The 17,077-nt window shown below is 62.5% G+C and carries 14 protein-coding genes; 10 read left to right on the plus strand and 4 right to left on the minus strand.

Going from position 1 to position 17,077, the window contains the following annotated elements; genetic code table 11:
- The first annotated feature begins 47 nt into the window (after positions 1–47).
- The 5 genes from JJJ17_RS10390 to JJJ17_RS10410 all read left to right on the plus strand — a co-directional run bounded on the left by JJJ17_RS10390 (position 48) and on the right by JJJ17_RS10410 (position 4,906).
- Positions 48–563: a CAP domain-containing protein gene (locus JJJ17_RS10390; protein WP_200686111.1), complete on the plus strand. Its 516-nt coding sequence runs from the start codon at positions 48–50 to the stop codon at positions 561–563.
- Positions 564–682: 119 nt separating this feature from the next.
- On the plus strand, positions 683–964 hold the full coding sequence (locus JJJ17_RS10395) for a hypothetical protein (protein WP_200686113.1): 282 nt from the start codon (positions 683–685) through the stop codon (positions 962–964).
- A 12-nt stretch (positions 965–976) separates the two neighbouring features.
- On the plus strand, positions 977–1,624 hold the full coding sequence (locus JJJ17_RS10400; protein ID WP_200686115.1) for a DUF1523 family protein: 648 nt from the start codon (positions 977–979) through the stop codon (positions 1,622–1,624).
- Positions 1,621–2,562 carry a deoxyribose-phosphate aldolase gene (deoC, locus tag JJJ17_RS10405; RefSeq protein WP_200686117.1) on the plus strand — a complete coding sequence of 314 codons (942 nt, stop codon included), beginning with the start codon at positions 1,621–1,623 and terminating at the stop codon, positions 2,560–2,562. Before JJJ17_RS10400 ends, deoC begins: the two co-directional genes overlap by 4 nt.
- A 7-nt stretch (positions 2,563–2,569) precedes the next feature.
- Positions 2,570–4,906 carry an aldehyde dehydrogenase family protein gene (locus JJJ17_RS10410; protein ID WP_200686119.1) on the plus strand — a complete coding sequence of 779 codons (2,337 nt, stop codon included), beginning with the start codon at positions 2,570–2,572 and terminating at the stop codon, positions 4,904–4,906.
- Between the two features lie 79 nt (positions 4,907–4,985).
- Here JJJ17_RS10410 and JJJ17_RS10415 read toward each other — a convergent pair whose 3' ends face one another.
- From JJJ17_RS10415 to JJJ17_RS10425, 3 genes are all read right to left on the minus strand, one after another.
- Positions 4,986–5,981, minus strand: a complete 996-nt coding sequence (locus JJJ17_RS10415; protein ID WP_200686121.1) for an ABC transporter permease — start codon at positions 5,979–5,981, stop codon at positions 4,986–4,988.
- Complete coding sequence (locus JJJ17_RS10420) at positions 5,974–6,981, minus strand: ABC transporter permease (protein WP_200686123.1); 1,008 nt, start codon at positions 6,979–6,981, stop codon at positions 5,974–5,976. The genes JJJ17_RS10415 and JJJ17_RS10420 overlap by 8 nt, the downstream gene beginning before the upstream one ends.
- Before the next feature lie 231 nt (positions 6,982–7,212).
- Positions 7,213–8,916 (minus strand): peptide ABC transporter substrate-binding protein, encoded by a 1,704-nt coding sequence (locus tag JJJ17_RS10425; RefSeq protein ID WP_200686125.1) that lies wholly within the window; start codon positions 8,914–8,916, stop codon positions 7,213–7,215.
- 345 nt (positions 8,917–9,261) lie between these two features.
- On the opposite strand from JJJ17_RS10425, the gene JJJ17_RS10430 reads away from it, so the two are divergent.
- The 5 genes from JJJ17_RS10430 to purU all read left to right on the plus strand — a co-directional run bounded on the left by JJJ17_RS10430 (position 9,262) and on the right by purU (position 15,716).
- Positions 9,262–10,128, plus strand: a complete 867-nt coding sequence (locus JJJ17_RS10430) for a DUF2189 domain-containing protein (RefSeq protein ID WP_200686127.1) — start codon at positions 9,262–9,264, stop codon at positions 10,126–10,128.
- Between the two features lie 134 nt (positions 10,129–10,262).
- The gene (locus JJJ17_RS10435; RefSeq protein ID WP_200686129.1) at positions 10,263–12,095 is read left to right on the plus strand and encodes an ABC transporter ATP-binding protein; all 1,833 of its coding nucleotides are present in this window, start codon (positions 10,263–10,265) and stop codon (positions 12,093–12,095) included.
- A gap of 4 nt (positions 12,096–12,099) precedes the next feature.
- Positions 12,100–13,449: an NAD(P)/FAD-dependent oxidoreductase gene (locus JJJ17_RS10440; protein ID WP_200686131.1), complete on the plus strand. Its 1,350-nt coding sequence runs from the start codon at positions 12,100–12,102 to the stop codon at positions 13,447–13,449.
- Between the two features lie 66 nt (positions 13,450–13,515).
- Positions 13,516–14,682 carry a M20 aminoacylase family protein gene (locus JJJ17_RS10445; RefSeq protein WP_200686133.1) on the plus strand — a complete coding sequence of 389 codons (1,167 nt, stop codon included), beginning with the start codon at positions 13,516–13,518 and terminating at the stop codon, positions 14,680–14,682.
- A 149-nt stretch (positions 14,683–14,831) separates the two neighbouring features.
- The gene (gene purU / locus JJJ17_RS10450) at positions 14,832–15,716 is read left to right on the plus strand and encodes a formyltetrahydrofolate deformylase (protein WP_200686135.1); all 885 of its coding nucleotides are present in this window, start codon (positions 14,832–14,834) and stop codon (positions 15,714–15,716) included.
- Positions 15,717–15,968: 252 nt separating this feature from the next.
- Here the strand turns inward: purU and JJJ17_RS10455 are convergent, their stop codons facing one another.
- Complete coding sequence (locus JJJ17_RS10455; protein WP_200686136.1) at positions 15,969–17,048, minus strand: BMP family ABC transporter substrate-binding protein; 1,080 nt, start codon at positions 17,046–17,048, stop codon at positions 15,969–15,971.
- Positions 17,049–17,077: the final 29 nt, after the last annotated feature.

Here is a 17,077-nt window from a genome sequence, read left to right on the forward strand (position 1 = left end):
CGGCTTCTGCTTTGCCATGCGCAGAAAGCTTCTGAGGGACCGATCCGATGATCAGGAAAACCGCTGTCATTGCCCTGATATCCGTGGTGGCGATTGCCGGCTGCGGACGTGACCGGGGCGCGTTCCCGCAGGGAGAGGCGCTTGTCGCCGGAGGCGGTGCCGTCTGTGCGGCCGATCCCCTGTTGCCGTCGGCGATGGTCGATGCCGTCAACGCCGCCCGGGCAGGGCAGGGCAAGTCGCTGCTGAAACCGGATGAGCGGCTGTCAGGGATTGCGCAATCGCATGCCTGCGATATCGCCAGCCACAATCGCGCAAGTGTCGAGGGTTCGGACGGGTCCGGGGTGGTCGATCGGGCGCGGGCCGCGCGCTATCCGACCTGTGGTGTCGCCCAACTGGTCAGCGTGGGCGGCAGCGCCGATGCGGCGGTCAGTCGCTGGCTGGCTTCGGGTCCCCACCGTGATGAATTGCTGGCGCAGACGCCGGTCGATATCGGGGCGGGTGTGGTCCGTGGCCCGGACGGGCGGTTGTGGTGGAGCCTTGTTCTGGGCGAAAACTGCCGCTGAGGCCAAATCGCTGAAAGTGTGACCCCAAGCCCGCCGCCCTTCGTCGTCGGGTCACTTCTGGCTCTCCCGCACAAGCGATGCTAGCGTGATCGCAAGGACGAGGCAAAAGGAGGCACCCGTTGGCAGCATTGGTGCGGCTGATCATTTTCCTGATCATCGCCGAGACGGTTTTTTACCTGCTGCTGCGGGTCTATCTGCGCTCGCTTCGGACCGAGCGGCTTGAGGACATCTGGGACGCGCGCCACCCCGATCAGGCCGGGAACAACCCGGCCCGGCGCGAGTTTGTCCGCAAAGCGCTGGTCGGGTTCGAAAAGACGCTCAAGGTCAGGCTTCTGGTTCTGGTCTTCATTATTCCGACGCTGGCGGTCATGGGGATCGTCTATTTGGTCAACTGGCAGTAGGAGCCGCCCTTCATGCATTATGTCAAAGTCGTTCTCGGGGTTCTGCTGGGCGTCTTCGTCTTTGCCTTTCTGGACTATGTGCTGCCGTCGAAGAACACGGTCTATATTTCCAGCGCCTATAACCGGCTGACCGATGTTACCCCCTCTAACACCATGTTCTATGCGTCCGAGAACACCGGCACGGTCGAGAACACCTCGGGGCTGCGCGATGTCCGCTTCATCGAGACGGTGCGTCCGAACGGCAAGGTCTTCGTCTATCGCAATGAGGATACCGGCTGGATCTGGCCGCCCTATTTCAAATATGACAGCGCCAATCTTCAGGCCGAGGCGACCAACCTGCGCTCGTCCCGGCAAGACCCGCAATGGGTCAGCGTGACAGCCTATGGCTGGCGGCTGCCGTGGCTTTCGACCTATCCGAACGCGATCTCCATCGACACGCTTGCCAGCCCGTCCGAACAACCGAAGAACTGGCCCGCACTGATCATCCTGACCGTGCTGTTCATCTTCCTTGTGCTGTTCTGGCGGATGTGGGCGCAGTTCCGCGAGCGGACCATCGATCCCGCGATCCGCTCTGCCGATGCGCATTTCGACCGGGTCGAGGCGCGGGGCCGGTCATGGCTCGACCGTCTGAAGGGCACCAACAAGGGCGGCGGCAAATGAGACGCAATCCCGGCACCGATCTGAATACCGACAGCTTCGCCGATATTCGCATCAACACCCCGGCGGTCGAGCGCCGCGCGGCGACCATTCCCGCCCGGCGCAGCCTGAAGAAGGATCATCAGGCCGCCTGGCTGCTGAACGCGATCCGCTGCATCGATCTGACCACGCTTGCGGGCGACGATACCGAGGCGCGGGTGGCCCGGCTTTGTGCCAAGGCACGCCAGCCGGTCGATCCCGAATTGCTTGAGGCATTGGGCGTCACCGGTCTGACCACCGGCGCGGTTTGTGTCTATCCGACGATGGTTGCGGCGGCCAAACGCGCGCTTGGCAATTCCGGCATCCCCGTCGCCAGCGTCGCCACCGGCTTTCCCGCCGGGCTGATGCCGCTGGATCTGCGCCTCGCCGAAATTCGCTATGCCGTCGATCAGGGTGCGGACGAAATCGACATCGTCATCACCCGCGCCCATGTGCTGCAAGCCGACTGGACCGCGCTTTACGACGAAATGCGGGCGATGCGCGAAGCCTGCGGCACGTCGCGGATGAAGGCGATCCTTGCCACCGGCGATCTGAAATCGCTGGAGAATGTGGCGAAGGCCAGCCATGTGGCGATGCAGGCCGGGTCCGACTGGATCAAGACCTCGACCGGGAAAGAGGGGGTGAATGCGACCCTGCCGGTCAGCCTGATCATGTGCCGGGCGATCCGTGATTATCGCGACCAGACCGGCCATATCGTCGGCTTCAAGCCCGCAGGCGGTTTGCGCACGGCCAAGGATGCGCTGAACTGGCAGATCCTCATGCGCGAGGAACTGGGCCGCGACTGGCTTTCCCCCGACCTTTTCCGCATCGGCGCAAGCTCTCTTCTGGGCGATATCGAGCGTCAGATCAGCCACCATGTGACGGGCCGCTATGCCAGCGCCCATCGCCAAGCCATAGCCTGAGGGACGAATGAGCCGCGTGAGCGAAATCATGGAAACCATGGAATACGGCCCTTCGGTCGAAGACAGCAGCAATGTCCGCGACTGGCTGGCCCGCAACCCCGCCTTCGGCCATTTCATCGGCGGGAGATTCACCAGCCCCGGCAAGACCTTCGACAGCCGCGACCCCTCGGATGGCGAGCTTCTGGCGCAGATCTCGCAAGGCTCGGCCGAAGATGTGGCGTTGGCGGTCAAGGCCGCGCGAAAGGCGCAAAAGGGCTGGGCGGGGCTGTCAGGGTCGGAACGGGCGCGCTATCTTTATGCCATCGCCCGGCATGTCCAGAAACGCGAACGGTTCCTGTCGGTCCTTGAGACGCTGGACAATGGCAAGCCGATCCGGGAATCGCGTGACATCGATATCCCGCTGGTCGCGCGGCATTTCTATCATCATGCCGGTTGGGCGGAACTGCTGGACAGCCGGTTTCCGGGCTATGCGCCGCTGGGCGTCTGCGGTCAGATCATCCCGTGGAATTTCCCGCTGCTGATGTTGGCATGGAAGATCGCGCCCGCGCTGGCCGCAGGGAATACGGTGGTGCTGAAACCTGCCGAATATACCTCGCTGACGGCCTTGGCCTTCGCCGAAATCTGCCAAGAGGTCGGCCTGCCTGCGGGCGTGGTCAATATCGTCACCGGCGACGGTGAGACGGGGGCGGCGCTGGTCGCCTCGGATGTCGAGAAGATCGCCTTCACCGGCTCGACCGAGGTGGGGCGCCGCATTGCTGACGAGTTGGCCGGGACCGGGCGCAAACTGACGCTGGAACTGGGCGGCAAGTCGCCCTTCATCGTCATGGACGACGCCGATCTGGATGCGGCGGTGGAAGGCGTGGTCGATTCGATCTGGTTCAATCAGGGTCAGGTCTGCTGCGCCGGATCGCGGATTCTGGTGGCCGAAGCGGTCGCGGATCGGTTCGAGCGGTTGCTGCAAACCCGGCTGGCAAAGCTGCGGCTTGGCGCGCCTTTGGATAAATCGACCGATGTGGGCGCGATTGTCGATCCGGTGCAAAAGGACCGGATCGTGGCGATCTGCCGGGCGGCGACCGATGCCGGGGCCGAGCTGATCGGCGGCGAGGCGGGCGAGGGTTGCTTTATTGCCCCCGGCTATCTGCGCGGGATCGAGCCTGCCAATCCGGGGATGCAGCAGGAAATTTTCGGGCCCATCGCCACGTTGTCCACCTTCCGCACCGCGGATGAGGCGATCGAGTTGGCGAACAATACCCGCTACGGTCTGGCCGGTTCGGTCTGGTCGGAAAGCGCGACCGTGGCGACCGATCTGGCGGCGCGGATCAAGGCCGGGGTGATCTGGATCAACTGCGCAAACCTGTTCGACGCAGCGGCGCCCTTTGGCGGCTATCGCGAAAGCGGCTTCGGGCGCGAAGGCGCGCGGATTGGCATGCTGGAATATCTGGCCGAACCGGCGGTGAAAGCGGTGAAGGAAAAGCCCACCACGCCGCCCGTCGCCTCGACCGGGCCGGATGCTGGCGCGGGCGGCGGCATCGACCGCACGGCCAAGCTTTACATCGGCGGGGCGCAGAAGCGTCCCGATGGCGGCGCATCCTACAAGGTGCCGGGCGGTCTTGCGCCGCTGGGCAGCCGCAAGGACATCCGCAACGCGGTCGAGGCCGCTTCCAAGGCTGGCAAATGGGCGGCGATGGGCGGCCATGCCCGCGCGCAGGTGCTGTATTACATCGCCGAAAATCTGTCGGCCCGCGCAGGCGATTTCGCCGCCCGCACCAGCAAGGCAGAGGTCGAGGCCGCGATCGCCCGCGCCTTCCACTATGCCGCATGGGCGGACAAATTCGACGGCGCGAACGTGCAGGCCAAGGCCGGGCATCTGGTGAACGTGATCCCCGAACCCTTCGGCGTGATGGGCGTGGTCTGCCCGAACGCCCAACCCTTGGCCGCCTTCATGTCGCTGGTCATGCCCGCCATCGCGATGGGCAACCGGGTGGTGGCTATCGCCGCGCAGGATGATCCGCTGGCGGTGACCGATCTCTATCAGGTCTTCGACACCTCGGATCTGCCGGGCGGTGTGGTCAACATCATCACCGGCGCGAAGGACGAGCTTGCCCCGGTCCTTGCTGCCCATGATGAGGTCGCGGCGCTGTGGTATGTCGGTGACGCTGCCGGTCTGACCAAGGCCGAACGTGCGGCGGGCGGCAATCTGAAACCCGTTTGGTCGCCCGAGAATCGCGACTGGACCAAACCCGCCGCTCAGGGCGAGACGTTCCTGCAACATGCGACGCAGGCAAAGACGATCTGGCTGCCCTATGGGGCCTTGCCGGAAGGCAGCGGCAGCGCCGCCTATTGAGGAAGAAGATCGGTATTTTTACAACGAAGAAGCCAATCGCGGCTTCTTCGTTGCCTAAATACCGGAAAGGCCACGTCGCCTATCTGCCCCGGATGCGCGGGTCCATCGCATCGCGCAGGCCGTCGCCGATATAGTTCACGCAAAGCACCGTCAGCGAGATGAACAGCCCCGGCAGGATCACCCGGCTGGGATACATGACCATTTGGTCCACCGCGTCGTAAAGCAGCCGTCCCCAAGTCGGGAAATCCGGCGGGAAGCCAAGCCCGAGAAAGCTGAGCGCGGATTCGGTGATGATCGCCGTGGCGATGCCCAGCGTGGCCGCGACCATGATCGGCGACAGCACGTTCGGCAGGATGTGCCGGGTGATCATCCGCCGTGGCGGGGTGCCGATCGAGGTGGCAGCAAGGATGAATTCCCGCTCTTTCAGGCCCAGAACATCGCCGCGGACGATCCGTGCCGCCTGCATCCAGCTTGTCGCGCCGATAGCGGTGACGATCAGGATGAAGATCCCAAGCGCCGGGCCGAAATTCTTCGACAGCGGCTCGCGGAACAGCGTCACCATCAGCAGAAGCAGCGGCAGCAGGGGCAGCGCCAGAAACAGTTCGGTCATCCGCATCAGCGGCGCGTCGAGGCGGCGGAAATAGCCGGACAGGACGCCGATCAGGCTGCCGATGGTGATGGCGATGATCATCGCCGTCAGCCCCACCGCGATTGACACCCGCCCCCCGGCCATCAGCCGGGCCAGCATGTCGCGGCCAAGTTGATCGGTGCCCAGCGGATGCGCCGCCGAAAAGCCGGAATTGCGGGCGCGAATGTCCACATAGGTCGGATCGATGGTCCAGAGATATGGCCCGATCAGCACGAACAGGATCGTCGCCGCGAACAGGAACAGCGCCACCATTGCGCCGCGATGGCTGCGAAACTGCCGCCAGATGTCGCGCCACTGGCTGCGGGTTTCGCCCCCGGCTATCTGCGGATTGTCGGGGGGCAGGGCGGCCACCGCGCCTGCCGCCGCTGCGGTCTCGTCGATCAACTCGTTGGTGTTCAGGCTGTGTTGGCGATCGGACTCAGTCATAGCGGATCCTCGGGTCCAGCACCCCGTAGAGGATGTCTGCAATCAGGGTGAAGACGACGATCAGGATCGCGAAGATGAAGGTCAGCGTCAGCACCATCGGGATGTCATTGGCATGAATCGCGGTGATCAGAAGCTGACCAAGCCCGTTCACTTTGAACACCTGTTCGGTGATGATCGCGCCGCCAAAGACCGCAGGCAGGCCAAGCGCGATGACCGTGATCACCGGGATCAGCGAATTGCGCAGGACGTGTTTCAGCACCACCGTCCGTTCGGACAGCCCCTTGGCGCGGGCGGTGCGAACGTAATCCTGATTGAGGTTGCTGAGCATCGAGGCCCGCATGAACCGGCTGATCTGTGCCGCGTTATACAAGGCCAGCACTGTGACCGGCATCACCATCTGCCGGACCTGCGCCCAGAAGCTGTCCCAGTCCCGCACCACCAGCGTCGTGTCATAGACCGAAGGGAACCACTGCAGTTTCACCCCGAAGATGATGATCAGCACGACGCCGGTGAAGAAGGTCGGCATCGAAAAGCCGATCATCGACACGAAAGTGCCCAACTGATCGAACCACGAATATTGCTTATAGGCCGAGATGATACCGATCGGGATCGCGATCATCACGCCGACCACATAGGACATGCCCACCACCGTCAGCGTCTGCGGCACCCGCTGTGCGATCACGTCAAAGACCGGGCTGCGCGACTGAAAGCTGATGACGCGCTGCATGCCTTGGCTGAAGCTGGTGCCGAAGAAATGGTCGAACCAGTAAAGCGGCTCGACCCAGAAGAACTGCTTCAGCCACAGCACGTAGCGGATATACCACGCCTGCCCAAGCCCAAGCGCCTCGCGCATGCGTTCCTTGACCTCGGGCGGCACGGTTAGCGGCACATCGCCCAGCGGATCGCCCGGTGAGGCCTCAAGCAGCAGGAAGATCACCAGCGAGATGAACAGCAATGTCGGAATGGCCAGCAACAATCGTCGGAGCGTGAAGGTCAGCATCTTGGTCTCCTTCGCGGGTGGTCATGCTGGGAATGGGTCACTCGGCATTGCTCCGGTTGGACATGTGGCATTGGCCTGATGCTCGGGCCTGCTTGCCTTCGGGTCAAGCGTCACGTTGCCTGCGTGAAGGCAGCAGGCGGCTGACACGAAAGCAATCCGGTAAAGGCTGAGAAATCGGGCATTTGGGAAAATCGTCCCCGGCGGATCGCGCCGGGGACGGAGAGGATCAGGTCATTCCGACAGACGGTGCCAGTCGGCGACGTTCCAGATTTCGCTGTCCCATGCGTTCAGCTCGACCCCGCCAAGCGTGTTGGAATGCGCCGCCGCCGTGCCGCGATAGACCAGCGGGATGATGGCGTTGCTTTCCTTGGTCAGCATCTCGTTCAGCTTGCGACCGGCTTGGGCGCGCTCAGTGGGGTCGCCGATGGCGCCAAGCTCGCCCATCAGCTTGTCATAGGCTTCATCGCAATAGCGGCTGATGTTTTCGCCCTGCCACTGGTTATTCGGTCCCGGCGCCTTGTCGCAGGTCCATTTTGCCAGATAGGGGGCCGGGTTGCCGCCTTCGAAGTTGTCGGCATACATTTCCACATCGGCATAGAATTTCTGCAACGTATCGGGCGAACCCGCATCCGTGCCGAAGAAGACCGAGGCATCAACCGTCTTCAGTTCCGTTTCGATGCCGATTTCAGACCACCATTGTTTGATCAGCGCCTGGAAGTCCTGACGCACGGCGTTGACCGAGGTTTGGAAAACCATCTTCAACTGCACACCGTCTTTCGCGCGCACGCCGCTGCCATCATCGACCCAGCCAGCCTGTTCCAGCAGCGCCTTGGCGCCTTCGATGTCCTGCGTCAGACATTCGGTATTGTCCGAGGCCCATGCTTCAGGGGCAGGCACATAGTTACAGGTCGGCTGACCCGAGGTGCCATAGCCAATCTCGGTCAGCAGGGTGCGGTCGATGGCCATCGACAGCGCCTGACGCACGGCAGGATCGGACAGGAACGGGTGCGGATGGGCGGTGGTCGAACGCTCGCCCTCGGGCAGGGATGAGGAGGGATCGGTCAGGTTGACATGGATCCGCTCGACCAGACTGCCGAACGCGGCCGAGACCTTGCCCTTGCCCATCGCCTCCATCCCGGCGATCACGTCGGGCGCAAGCTGGGTGTTCCAGGCGTAATCATATTCGCCGGTCTCCAGCACCGAACGCGCGGCAGCCACTGCATCGCCGCCACCTTTGATGGTCGCCGTGGCGAAGGCGGGTTTAGAAGCGTCGCGGAATTCCGGGTTGGCCTCGAAGGTAATCACGTCATTGGTCAGGAAGCGAGTGACCTTGAACGGGCCGGTTCCGATCGGGTTGAAGTTCTGATCGGTGCAGGTCGGCGCATTGGCGCCTTTGCAATTCTCGAACTGGGCTTTCTGGATGATCGGGGTATTCGCGCCGACGAAGGCCGAATAGGGATCGGGCATCGCGGTGACGAAATTGACCTTGATGGTCAGGTCATCGACCGCCTCGATGCTTTCCACGCCCTCGAATTTGGCAAGCTGCGAACAGCCGCCCGCCGGGTCCATGCAATATTCGCCGGTGAAGACCACATCTGCCGAAGTGACCGGGCTGCCGTCGGACCATTTCAGGCCTTCCTGCAACTTCCACGTCACCGATTTCAGGTCTTCCGCGATGCCGCCATTGTCCAGCGTCGGAATTTCGACCACCAGCCTTGGCATCAGCTCGCCCTGAGGCGTCATCACCGCCAGCGGCTCCAATGTCATGCTAGAGGCGACAAGCTCTTTCGTGCCTCCCGACAGATAGGGGTTCATCGTCGATGGCGCCTGCCACATGATGATATTCAAGGCTCCGTCCGCACCGCGTTCGGCCATGGCCGCCGGTGCGATTGCGAGGCTCGCCACGGCGCCCATCAGCAAGGTTGTCAGCTTCATCATACTCTCCTGTTGGGGATTCGTTCCGGTTGCACCAAGGCGCAAACACGGGGAAAGCCTGTTAACGGCTTCATTCTTTTCATTTTCTGGTCCCGTTTTTTCGGGTTGGTTTTGTTGGTCGTCCCTGCGGAATGATTACGACTTCAAACGAAGCCCGGACAGAAAGCAAGCGATATCACGGCGAACCGCGGATCCCGCCGCACAGGTCTTTGAGGTGAAACCCGTCAGTTTTTCTGATAGAATGAAGCTCAGGACGGTTCGGCCATAGGGTGGTCGCGGGCGCATTTGGGTTCTCCGGTTGCTGCCTCGTCTGGCCTCTGGCCCTCACAGGGGGAGGATAGAACCATGACCCGCGAAACGATCGGAAATCCTTTAAGTTGGAGCGCGCAAAGGCTGGCCGGGATGGGCCGTGGCGTTGGTGAGGCGATGGACGGGATCACTGGCCACCCGATGGCCCGCCCCGTAGTCAACAGCATCGGAATGAGCGATATCCGTATCGCCCTTCGCAAGGGGACCATCGATTTCGTCGCGTTGCGCACCGATGTCATCACGCTGGTGGTGATCTACCCGATCATTGGCTTTGTGCTGTGTGTTTGGGCATTCAGCGCCGGACAGGTGCATCTGCTGTTTCCGCTGGCCGCAGGTTTCCCGCTGGTCGGCCCGGTCGCGGCAATCGGCCTCTATGAGATGAGCCGCCGCAGGGAGATGGACGAGCAGACCAACTGGGGTGCTGTCCTTTCGACATTGACCGGTCGTGTCCTTGGCCCGGTGCTGACAATGGGCGCGTTGTTGGCGGCGATCTTCATCACATGGCTTTTCGCGTCGCATGTCGTCTGGGAGGCGACCATGCAGGCCGAAATCTACGACAGCCTGCCTGCTTTCGCGGCAGCGACGCTGACCAGCAGCGCGGGTTGGACCATGATCGTCGTGGGTTGTGCCGTCGGATTTGTCTTCGCCGCCTTGGTTCTGTGCATCAGCTTCGTGTCCTTCCCGATGCTGATCGACAGGCCGGTGGGCGTGCCGGTGGCTTTGGCGACATCGCTGGCCGTCGCGCGCCAGAACAAGCGGGCGACGGCTCTATGGGGCATGATTGTCGTAGGCGGGCTTATTCTGGGGTCGATACCGCTCTTTGCGGGGCTGATCATCGTTCTGCCGATCCTCGGGCATTCGACCTGGCACCTTTATCGCCGCGCGGTGTCCTACACGGACTGAAAAAAGATCTGCGGTGAGGGTCCGCCCGGCAGCAAGGCGCCCGTGGGCGCCGCCGGGCAGACCCCGCAGCTTTCGGATTTGACATTTGACCAAGGCCCGTTAGCCTTCCCCTATGCCAATCAGAGGGATCGCTGATGCTTGATCAGACACCGCTCGTTTCAATCGAAAAACTTCGGGTGGAATTTGAAACCGGCGACGGCGTCGTCGTTGGCGTCAAGGATATCAGCTTCTCGATCAACCCCGGCGAATGCGTCTGCGTGGTCGGCGAATCCGGGTCGGGCAAGTCGGTCAGCTCGCTGTCGCTGATGCGTCTGGTCGAATTCGGCGGCGGCACCATCACCAATGGTCAGCTTCTGTTCGATCAGGGCAATGGCAAGGTGATCGACCTTGCCAAGCAATCCACGCCCGCCATGCGCGACATTCGCGGCAACCAGATCGGCATGATCTTTCAGGAGCCGATGACCGCGCTGAACCCGGTCTTTACCGTCGGCGATCAGTTGACCGAAGGCCTGATCGTCCATCGTGGCCTGACCAAGAAACAGGCCCGCGCCCGCGCGCTGGAGATTCTGCGGCAGGTCCGCATCCCCGAACCCGAACGGCGAATGGACCAATATCCGCACGAGCTTTCGGGCGGGATGCGCCAGCGGGTCGTGATCGCCATCGCCATGGCCTGCGAGCCGCGCCTGCTGATCTGCGATGAGCCGACAACGGCGCTGGACGTGACCATTCAGGCGGAAATTCTGGCGCTGATCGACCGTTTGAAGCGTGAAAAGCAGATTGCCGTTCTTTTCATCACGCATGACATGGCCGTGGTCGCGCAAATGGCAGACCGTGTCGTGGTCATGTATCGCGGCGACAAGGTCGAGGAAGGTCCGGTCGAGGAAATCTTCGAAAACCCGAAGCAGGATTACACCAAGATGCTGCTGGCGGCGGTGCCTCGTCTGGGCGAGATGACCGGCAAACCCGCGCCGGAACGGATGCGGCTGATGCGCGACGGTAGCGTCTCGGTACCCGAGCCGATCATCGTACAGGATCCCAAACCGCTGCTGACCGTGCAGAACCTGACCACCCGTTTCAACGTCAAGGGCGGCCTGCTGCATCGCACCATCGCGCGGGTTCATGCGGTCGAGGATGTCTCTTTCACCATCAATGCGGGCGAAACCCTGTCTCTGGTCGGGGAATCCGGTTGCGGGAAATCCACCACCGGCCGGTCGATCCTGCGGCTGGTCGAGCCGGAATCGGGCACTGTCGATCTAGGCGGCACCGACGTTCTGGCCCTGTCGCAAAGCGGGCTGCGCAAGGCCCGGCGCGACATGCAGATGATCTTTCAAGACCCCTTTGCCAGCCTTGATCCGCATATGAAGCTTTACGATCAGGTTGCCGAACCGCTGGAGAATTACGGCATCGGCAGCCGGCCAGAGCGTAAGGACAAGATAGCTGCCCTGTTCGACCGGGTGGAACTGCCGCGCAGCTTCATGCGCCGCTATCCGCACGAGATGTCGGGCGGCCAGCGTCAGCGGATCGCCATCGCCCGCGCACTGGCGCTGAACCCGAAGCTGATCGTTGCGGATGAGGCGGTAAGCGCGCTGGATGTCTCGGTTCAGGCGCAGGTGCTGAATTTGCTGATGGAATTGCAGCAGGATCTGGGCATCTCGATGCTGTTTATCAGCCACGACATGGCGGTGGTCGAGCGGGTCAGCCATTATGTCGGCGTCATGTATCTGGGCCGCATCGTCGAGCTTGGCACCCGCCAGCAGGTGTTCGAAAACCCGCAGCATTCCTATACCCGCCAGCTTATGTCCGCCGTGCCGGTCGCCGATCCCCGCGAGAAGAAGATCAGCGAGGATCTGAACTTCCGCCCGATCCCGTCGCCGATGCATCCGGCGGATTATCAGGCACCGCCTTCGGTCTATCGAGAGGTCGCGCCGGGCCACAAGGTTCTGGTCGATCCCGTCACCCATCAGTAACCGAATGACCATCCGCTCTGACCCGCCGATCGGCCCTTCGACGCCTGTGCAGTTCACGGCCCCCTTGCCGGATGCTGCCGATGTCGTGGTGATCGGCGGCGGCATCGCCGGAGTGACAACCGCCTTCTATCTGGCCCGCGACGGGTTGAAAGTGGTTCTGTGCGAAAAGGGCGTGATTGCGGGCGAACAATCGTCGCGCAATTGGGGTTGGGTGCGCGCGCAGGGCCGGGATGAGGCCGAAATTCCAATCATGCTGACCGCCCGTCGCTTGTGGAAAGCACTGGCGCAAGAGCTTGGCGATGTGCTGGGCCTGACCACATGCGGCGTGACCTATCTGGCGAACGATGCCGCGACCCTTGCGCGTTATGAAGCCTGGCTGGATGTCGCCAGCCGTCACGGTCTGGACAGCCGGGTGATGGGGCAGGGTGAGCTTGCGTCGGTTCTGCCTCATGCCGCTGGCTGGGTCGGCGCGCTGACCACCCCATCCGACATGCGCGCCGAACCGGCATCGGCTGTGCCCGCCATCGCTGGTCTGGCGGTGGCCGAGGGTGTCACGATTCGCGAAAACTGCGCGGTTAGGGCGCTGGATGTGCAAGGCGGAGAACTGCGTGGGGTGGTGACCGAAGCCGGATCGGTCCGCGCCGAACGGGTGCTGTTGGCGGGCGGCGCATGGTCAGGGCTTTTCGCCGGAAATGCCGGGCTGCATCTGCCGCAGCTTTCGGTGCGTGCGACGGTTGCGGCGACGGTGCCAATCGCCGACTTCTGGCCCGGCGCTGCCGCGGATGATCGCTTCGCCTTCCGACGCCGTGCCGATGGCGGCTATACCTTGGCTCCGGGCACGGCGCATGATTTCTGGATCGGCCCCGCCTCGTTTCGCCATCTGCGGCAATATCTGCCGATGATGCGCCGCGATCTTGCCCAGACCAGCCTGAAACCCGCCGCGCCGAAAGGCTTTCCCGACGCATGGCGCACGCCTCGTCGTTGGTCCCCGGACGGACCGAGTCCGTTCGAGGCGATGCGGGTGCTGAACCCCGATCCTGTCGCCGCGCGAGTGACGAAACTACAGGATGACTTTGCCTCAGCCTTTCCGCAGATCGGTCGCCCACAGATCCGTGCGGCCTGGGCGGGGATGATCGACACCACGCCCGATCAGGTACCGGTTCTGGACGAGACCAGCTTGCCCGGCTTTTTCATTGCCACCGGTCTGTCCGGCCATGGTTTCGGCATTGGGCCGGGCATCGGTCGGGTCATGGCCGATCTGATACAGAACCGCGATCCGGGACATGATCTTTCCCGTTTCCGTTTTGCCCGGTTTCTGGACGGCACGCCGGTCACGCTTGGACCGGGCCTTTAGAACTGCGCCAAGGGGCTTGCGGCTCATCGGCAAAAGATTAACCCTTGGGCGGAAGGAGACACCCACATGCCAGTCAAGAACCGCTTTGCCGAGCTGCTTCCCGAAATCACCGCGTGGCGACGAGATTTCCATGAACATCCCGAGCTGCTGTATGATGTCCATCGCACCGCAGGGAAGGTGGCGGAATTGCTGCGCGCGTTCGGTTGCGACGAGGTGGTCGAGGGGATCGGACAGACCGGCGTGGTCGGCGTCATCAAAGGCAAGACGGATACCAAGGGTCGCGTTATCGGTCTGCGCGCCGATATGGATGCGCTGCCGATCATCGAGCAGACGGGCGTTGAATATGCCTCGAAAACGCCGGGCAAGATGCATGCCTGCGGACATGACGGACATACGGCGATGCTGCTGGGCGCCGCGAAATATCTGGCCGAGACCCGCAATTTCGACGGCACCGCCGTGGTGATCTTCCAGCCCGCAGAAGAGGGCGGCGCGGGTGGCGAGGCGATGATCAAGGACGGCATCGTCGATCGGTTTGGCATCGATGAGTTCTACGGCATGCATAATATGCCGGGGATGCCGGTCGGGCAGTTCTCGATCCGGCCCGGCGCGATGATGGCGGCGGCGGATCAGTTCGACATCATCGTGACCGGCAAGGGCGGCCATGCCGCCAAGCCGCATGAATGTATCGATACAACGCTGACCGCGGCGCAGATCATCGTGGCGCTGCAATCGGTTGTCTCCCGGAATATCGATCCGCTGAAAAACGCGGTGATCTCGGTCTGTGTGGTCTCCACGGATTCAACCGCGCATAACGTGATCCCGCAGGTGGTGAAGCTGAAGGGCACGGCGCGCAGTCTGGACCCCGAGGTGCGGGCGCAGCTTGAAGAGGGGATCACCCGCGTCTCGGTCAATGTAGCGGCTGCAATGGGGGCGACGGCCAAGGTCGATTACCAGCGCGGCTATCCGGTCACGATGAACGATCCGGCAGCGACCGAATGGGCGGCCGATGTCGCCACCCAGATCGCGGGCGGGATCGACATGGACATGCAGCCGATGATGGGCGGCGAGGATTTCAGCTATATGCTGAACGAACGACCCGGCGCCTATATCTGGGTCGGCAATGGCGATTCGGCGATGGTCCATCACCCGGCCTATAACTTCAACGATGATGCGATCCCGGCTGGCTCTAGCTGGTATGCCGGCATGGTCGAGGCACGCCTGCCCGCTGCCTGACTCTGGCACCTGATTCTTCTCCGGCATCGTCAAAGGTCGCACTGACCCCCGGCGGTGTCGGAAACGAGATTGTCAAAAATCCCGATTTAGATGAAATGCCGGGCGAAGGGCGTGTCGCCCGATCTGGCATTGATGGGACGGAGAGCCACATGAAAAGCTATACCTTGCGCGTCACCTGCGAATCCACCCGCGGGATCGTCGCGGCCATCTCGGGCTTTCTGGCGCAGAATGATTGCAACATCACCGACAGCGCGCAGTTCGACGATGCGGAGACCAAGCGGTTCTTCATGCGCGTCAGCTTCCGCTCGGAAGGCAGCGCGACGCTGGATCAGTTGCGCAAGGATATCGAGCCGGTCGCAGATGCATTCGACATGGATATCGAGATCACCGACGATTCCGTGAAGAAGAAGGTTCTGATCATGGTGTCGCGGTTCGGGCATTGCCTGAATGACCTTCTGTATCGCTGGCAGATCGGTGCGCTGCCGATCGATATCGTCGGCGTCATCTCGAACCACCACGAATACCAGAAAGTCGTGGTCAATCACGATATCCCGTTCCACATGATCCGCGTCACCGCCGAGAACAAGGCCGAAGCGGAAGCGCAGCAGATGGCGATCATCAAGGATACCGGCGCGGAGCTGGTGGTGCTGGCGCGATATATGCAGGTGCTGTCGGATCAGATGAGCCAGGCGATGTCGGGCCGGATCATCAACATCCACCACTCGTTCCTGCCGTCGTTCAAGGGCGCGAACCCCTACAAGCAGGCATTCGAGCGGGGGGTGAAGCTGATCGGCGCAACCAGCCATTACGTGACTGCCGATCTGGATGAGGGCCCGATCATCGAACAGGATACGGTGCGTGTGACTCATGCCCAGTCGCCGGGCGATTACGTGTCGCTGGGCCGCGATGTCGAAGCGCAGGTTCTGGCGCGGGCGGTTCACGCCCATATCCACGGGCGCGTGTTCCAGAACGGTTCGAAAACGGTGGTCTTCCCGGCGTCTCCGGGCAGCTATGTCAGCGAGCGGATGGGCTGAAGAGGGGGCTTTGCGCCCCCGCCGCGCCACGGCGCGGCTCCCCCGCAGGATATTTCGTCCAAGGCAAAGCGGCTTAACCCGGTGTTAACTCGGTCCGTGCCATAGCTGGATCACGGTACAGGCGGGGACGCCGATGACCGTCCAAGGCAAAGCGCCTCGCTTCCTGATTGGAGGCGAGGCGCCGTGCATTTGCCTTGGTCAAAATATCCCGGGGGCGTCCCGCAGGGACGGGGGCAGCGCCCCCATCCTTCCTTATTGCGGAATGGCCGCCGTGATGCCTTCGACATAGAAGTTCATCGAAGACAGGTCTTCGTCACTGGCGGTTTCGCCCTCGGCCAGCCACGCGCTGCCATCCGCCTTGTTCAGCGGGCCGGTAAAGGGGTGATACTCGCCCGAAGCGATTTGCTCTTTCAGCGCCAGCGCTTCTTCTTTCACCTCGGCGGGGACGGCGTCGGTGATTTCGCCGATGACCACTTCGCCGTCACCGATCCCGGCCCAGGTCGCGTTGGATTGCCATGTGCCGTCCAGAACTTCGCCAACGCGCTTGATATAATAGGGCGACCAGTCGTCGATGATCGAGGACACACGCGGGCTGGGCGCAAAAGCCGCCATGTCGCTGGCCTGACCGAAGCCGATGGCACCGGCCTCTTGCGCCTTGGCAAGCGGTGCGGTGGAATCGGTGTGTTGCAGGATCACATCGACGCCTTCGGCCAGAAGGGCGGCTGCGGCGTCGGCCTCTTTTGCGGGGTCGAACCAGCTATAGGCCCAGACCACCTTCATCTCGACCTCGGGGTTCACCTTGCGGGCGTGGATGAAGGACGAGTTGATGCCTTGAATCACCTCGGGGATCGGGAAAGAGCCGATATAGCCGATCTTGTTCGATTCCGTCATCCGGCCAGCAATCGTGCCCATCACCGCACGGCCTTCGTAGAAACGTGCATCATAGGTGGCGACGTTATCGGCGCGTTTGTAGCCGGTTGCGTGTTCGAATTTCACGTCAGGGAATTTTGCGGCGACGTTCATCACCGGGTCCATGAAGCCAAAGCTGGTCGCGAAAATCAGCTTGTTTCCGGCCAGTGCAAGCTGGGTCAGGGCGCGTTCGGCATCGGCGCCTTCAGGGACGCTTTCGATGAAGGTCGTCTCGACACGGTCGCCAAATTCGGCCTCGATCGCCTGACGGCCGAGGTCGTGTTGATAGGTCCAGCCGCCATCGCCGACCGGGCCGACATAGATGAAGCCGATTTTCAGTGGCTCGTCCTGGGCGAAGGCGGGTGCGGCGAGCGTCAGGATTGACGCGGCTGCGGCGCTGGCAAGAAGGGTTCTGCGTTTCATGGCTTGGTCTTACTCCCGTTGGATTGTGG

The organism is Paracoccus caeni, from assembly GCF_016629665.1.
GTDB classification, from domain to species: domain Bacteria; phylum Pseudomonadota; class Alphaproteobacteria; order Rhodobacterales; family Rhodobacteraceae; genus Paracoccus; species Paracoccus caeni.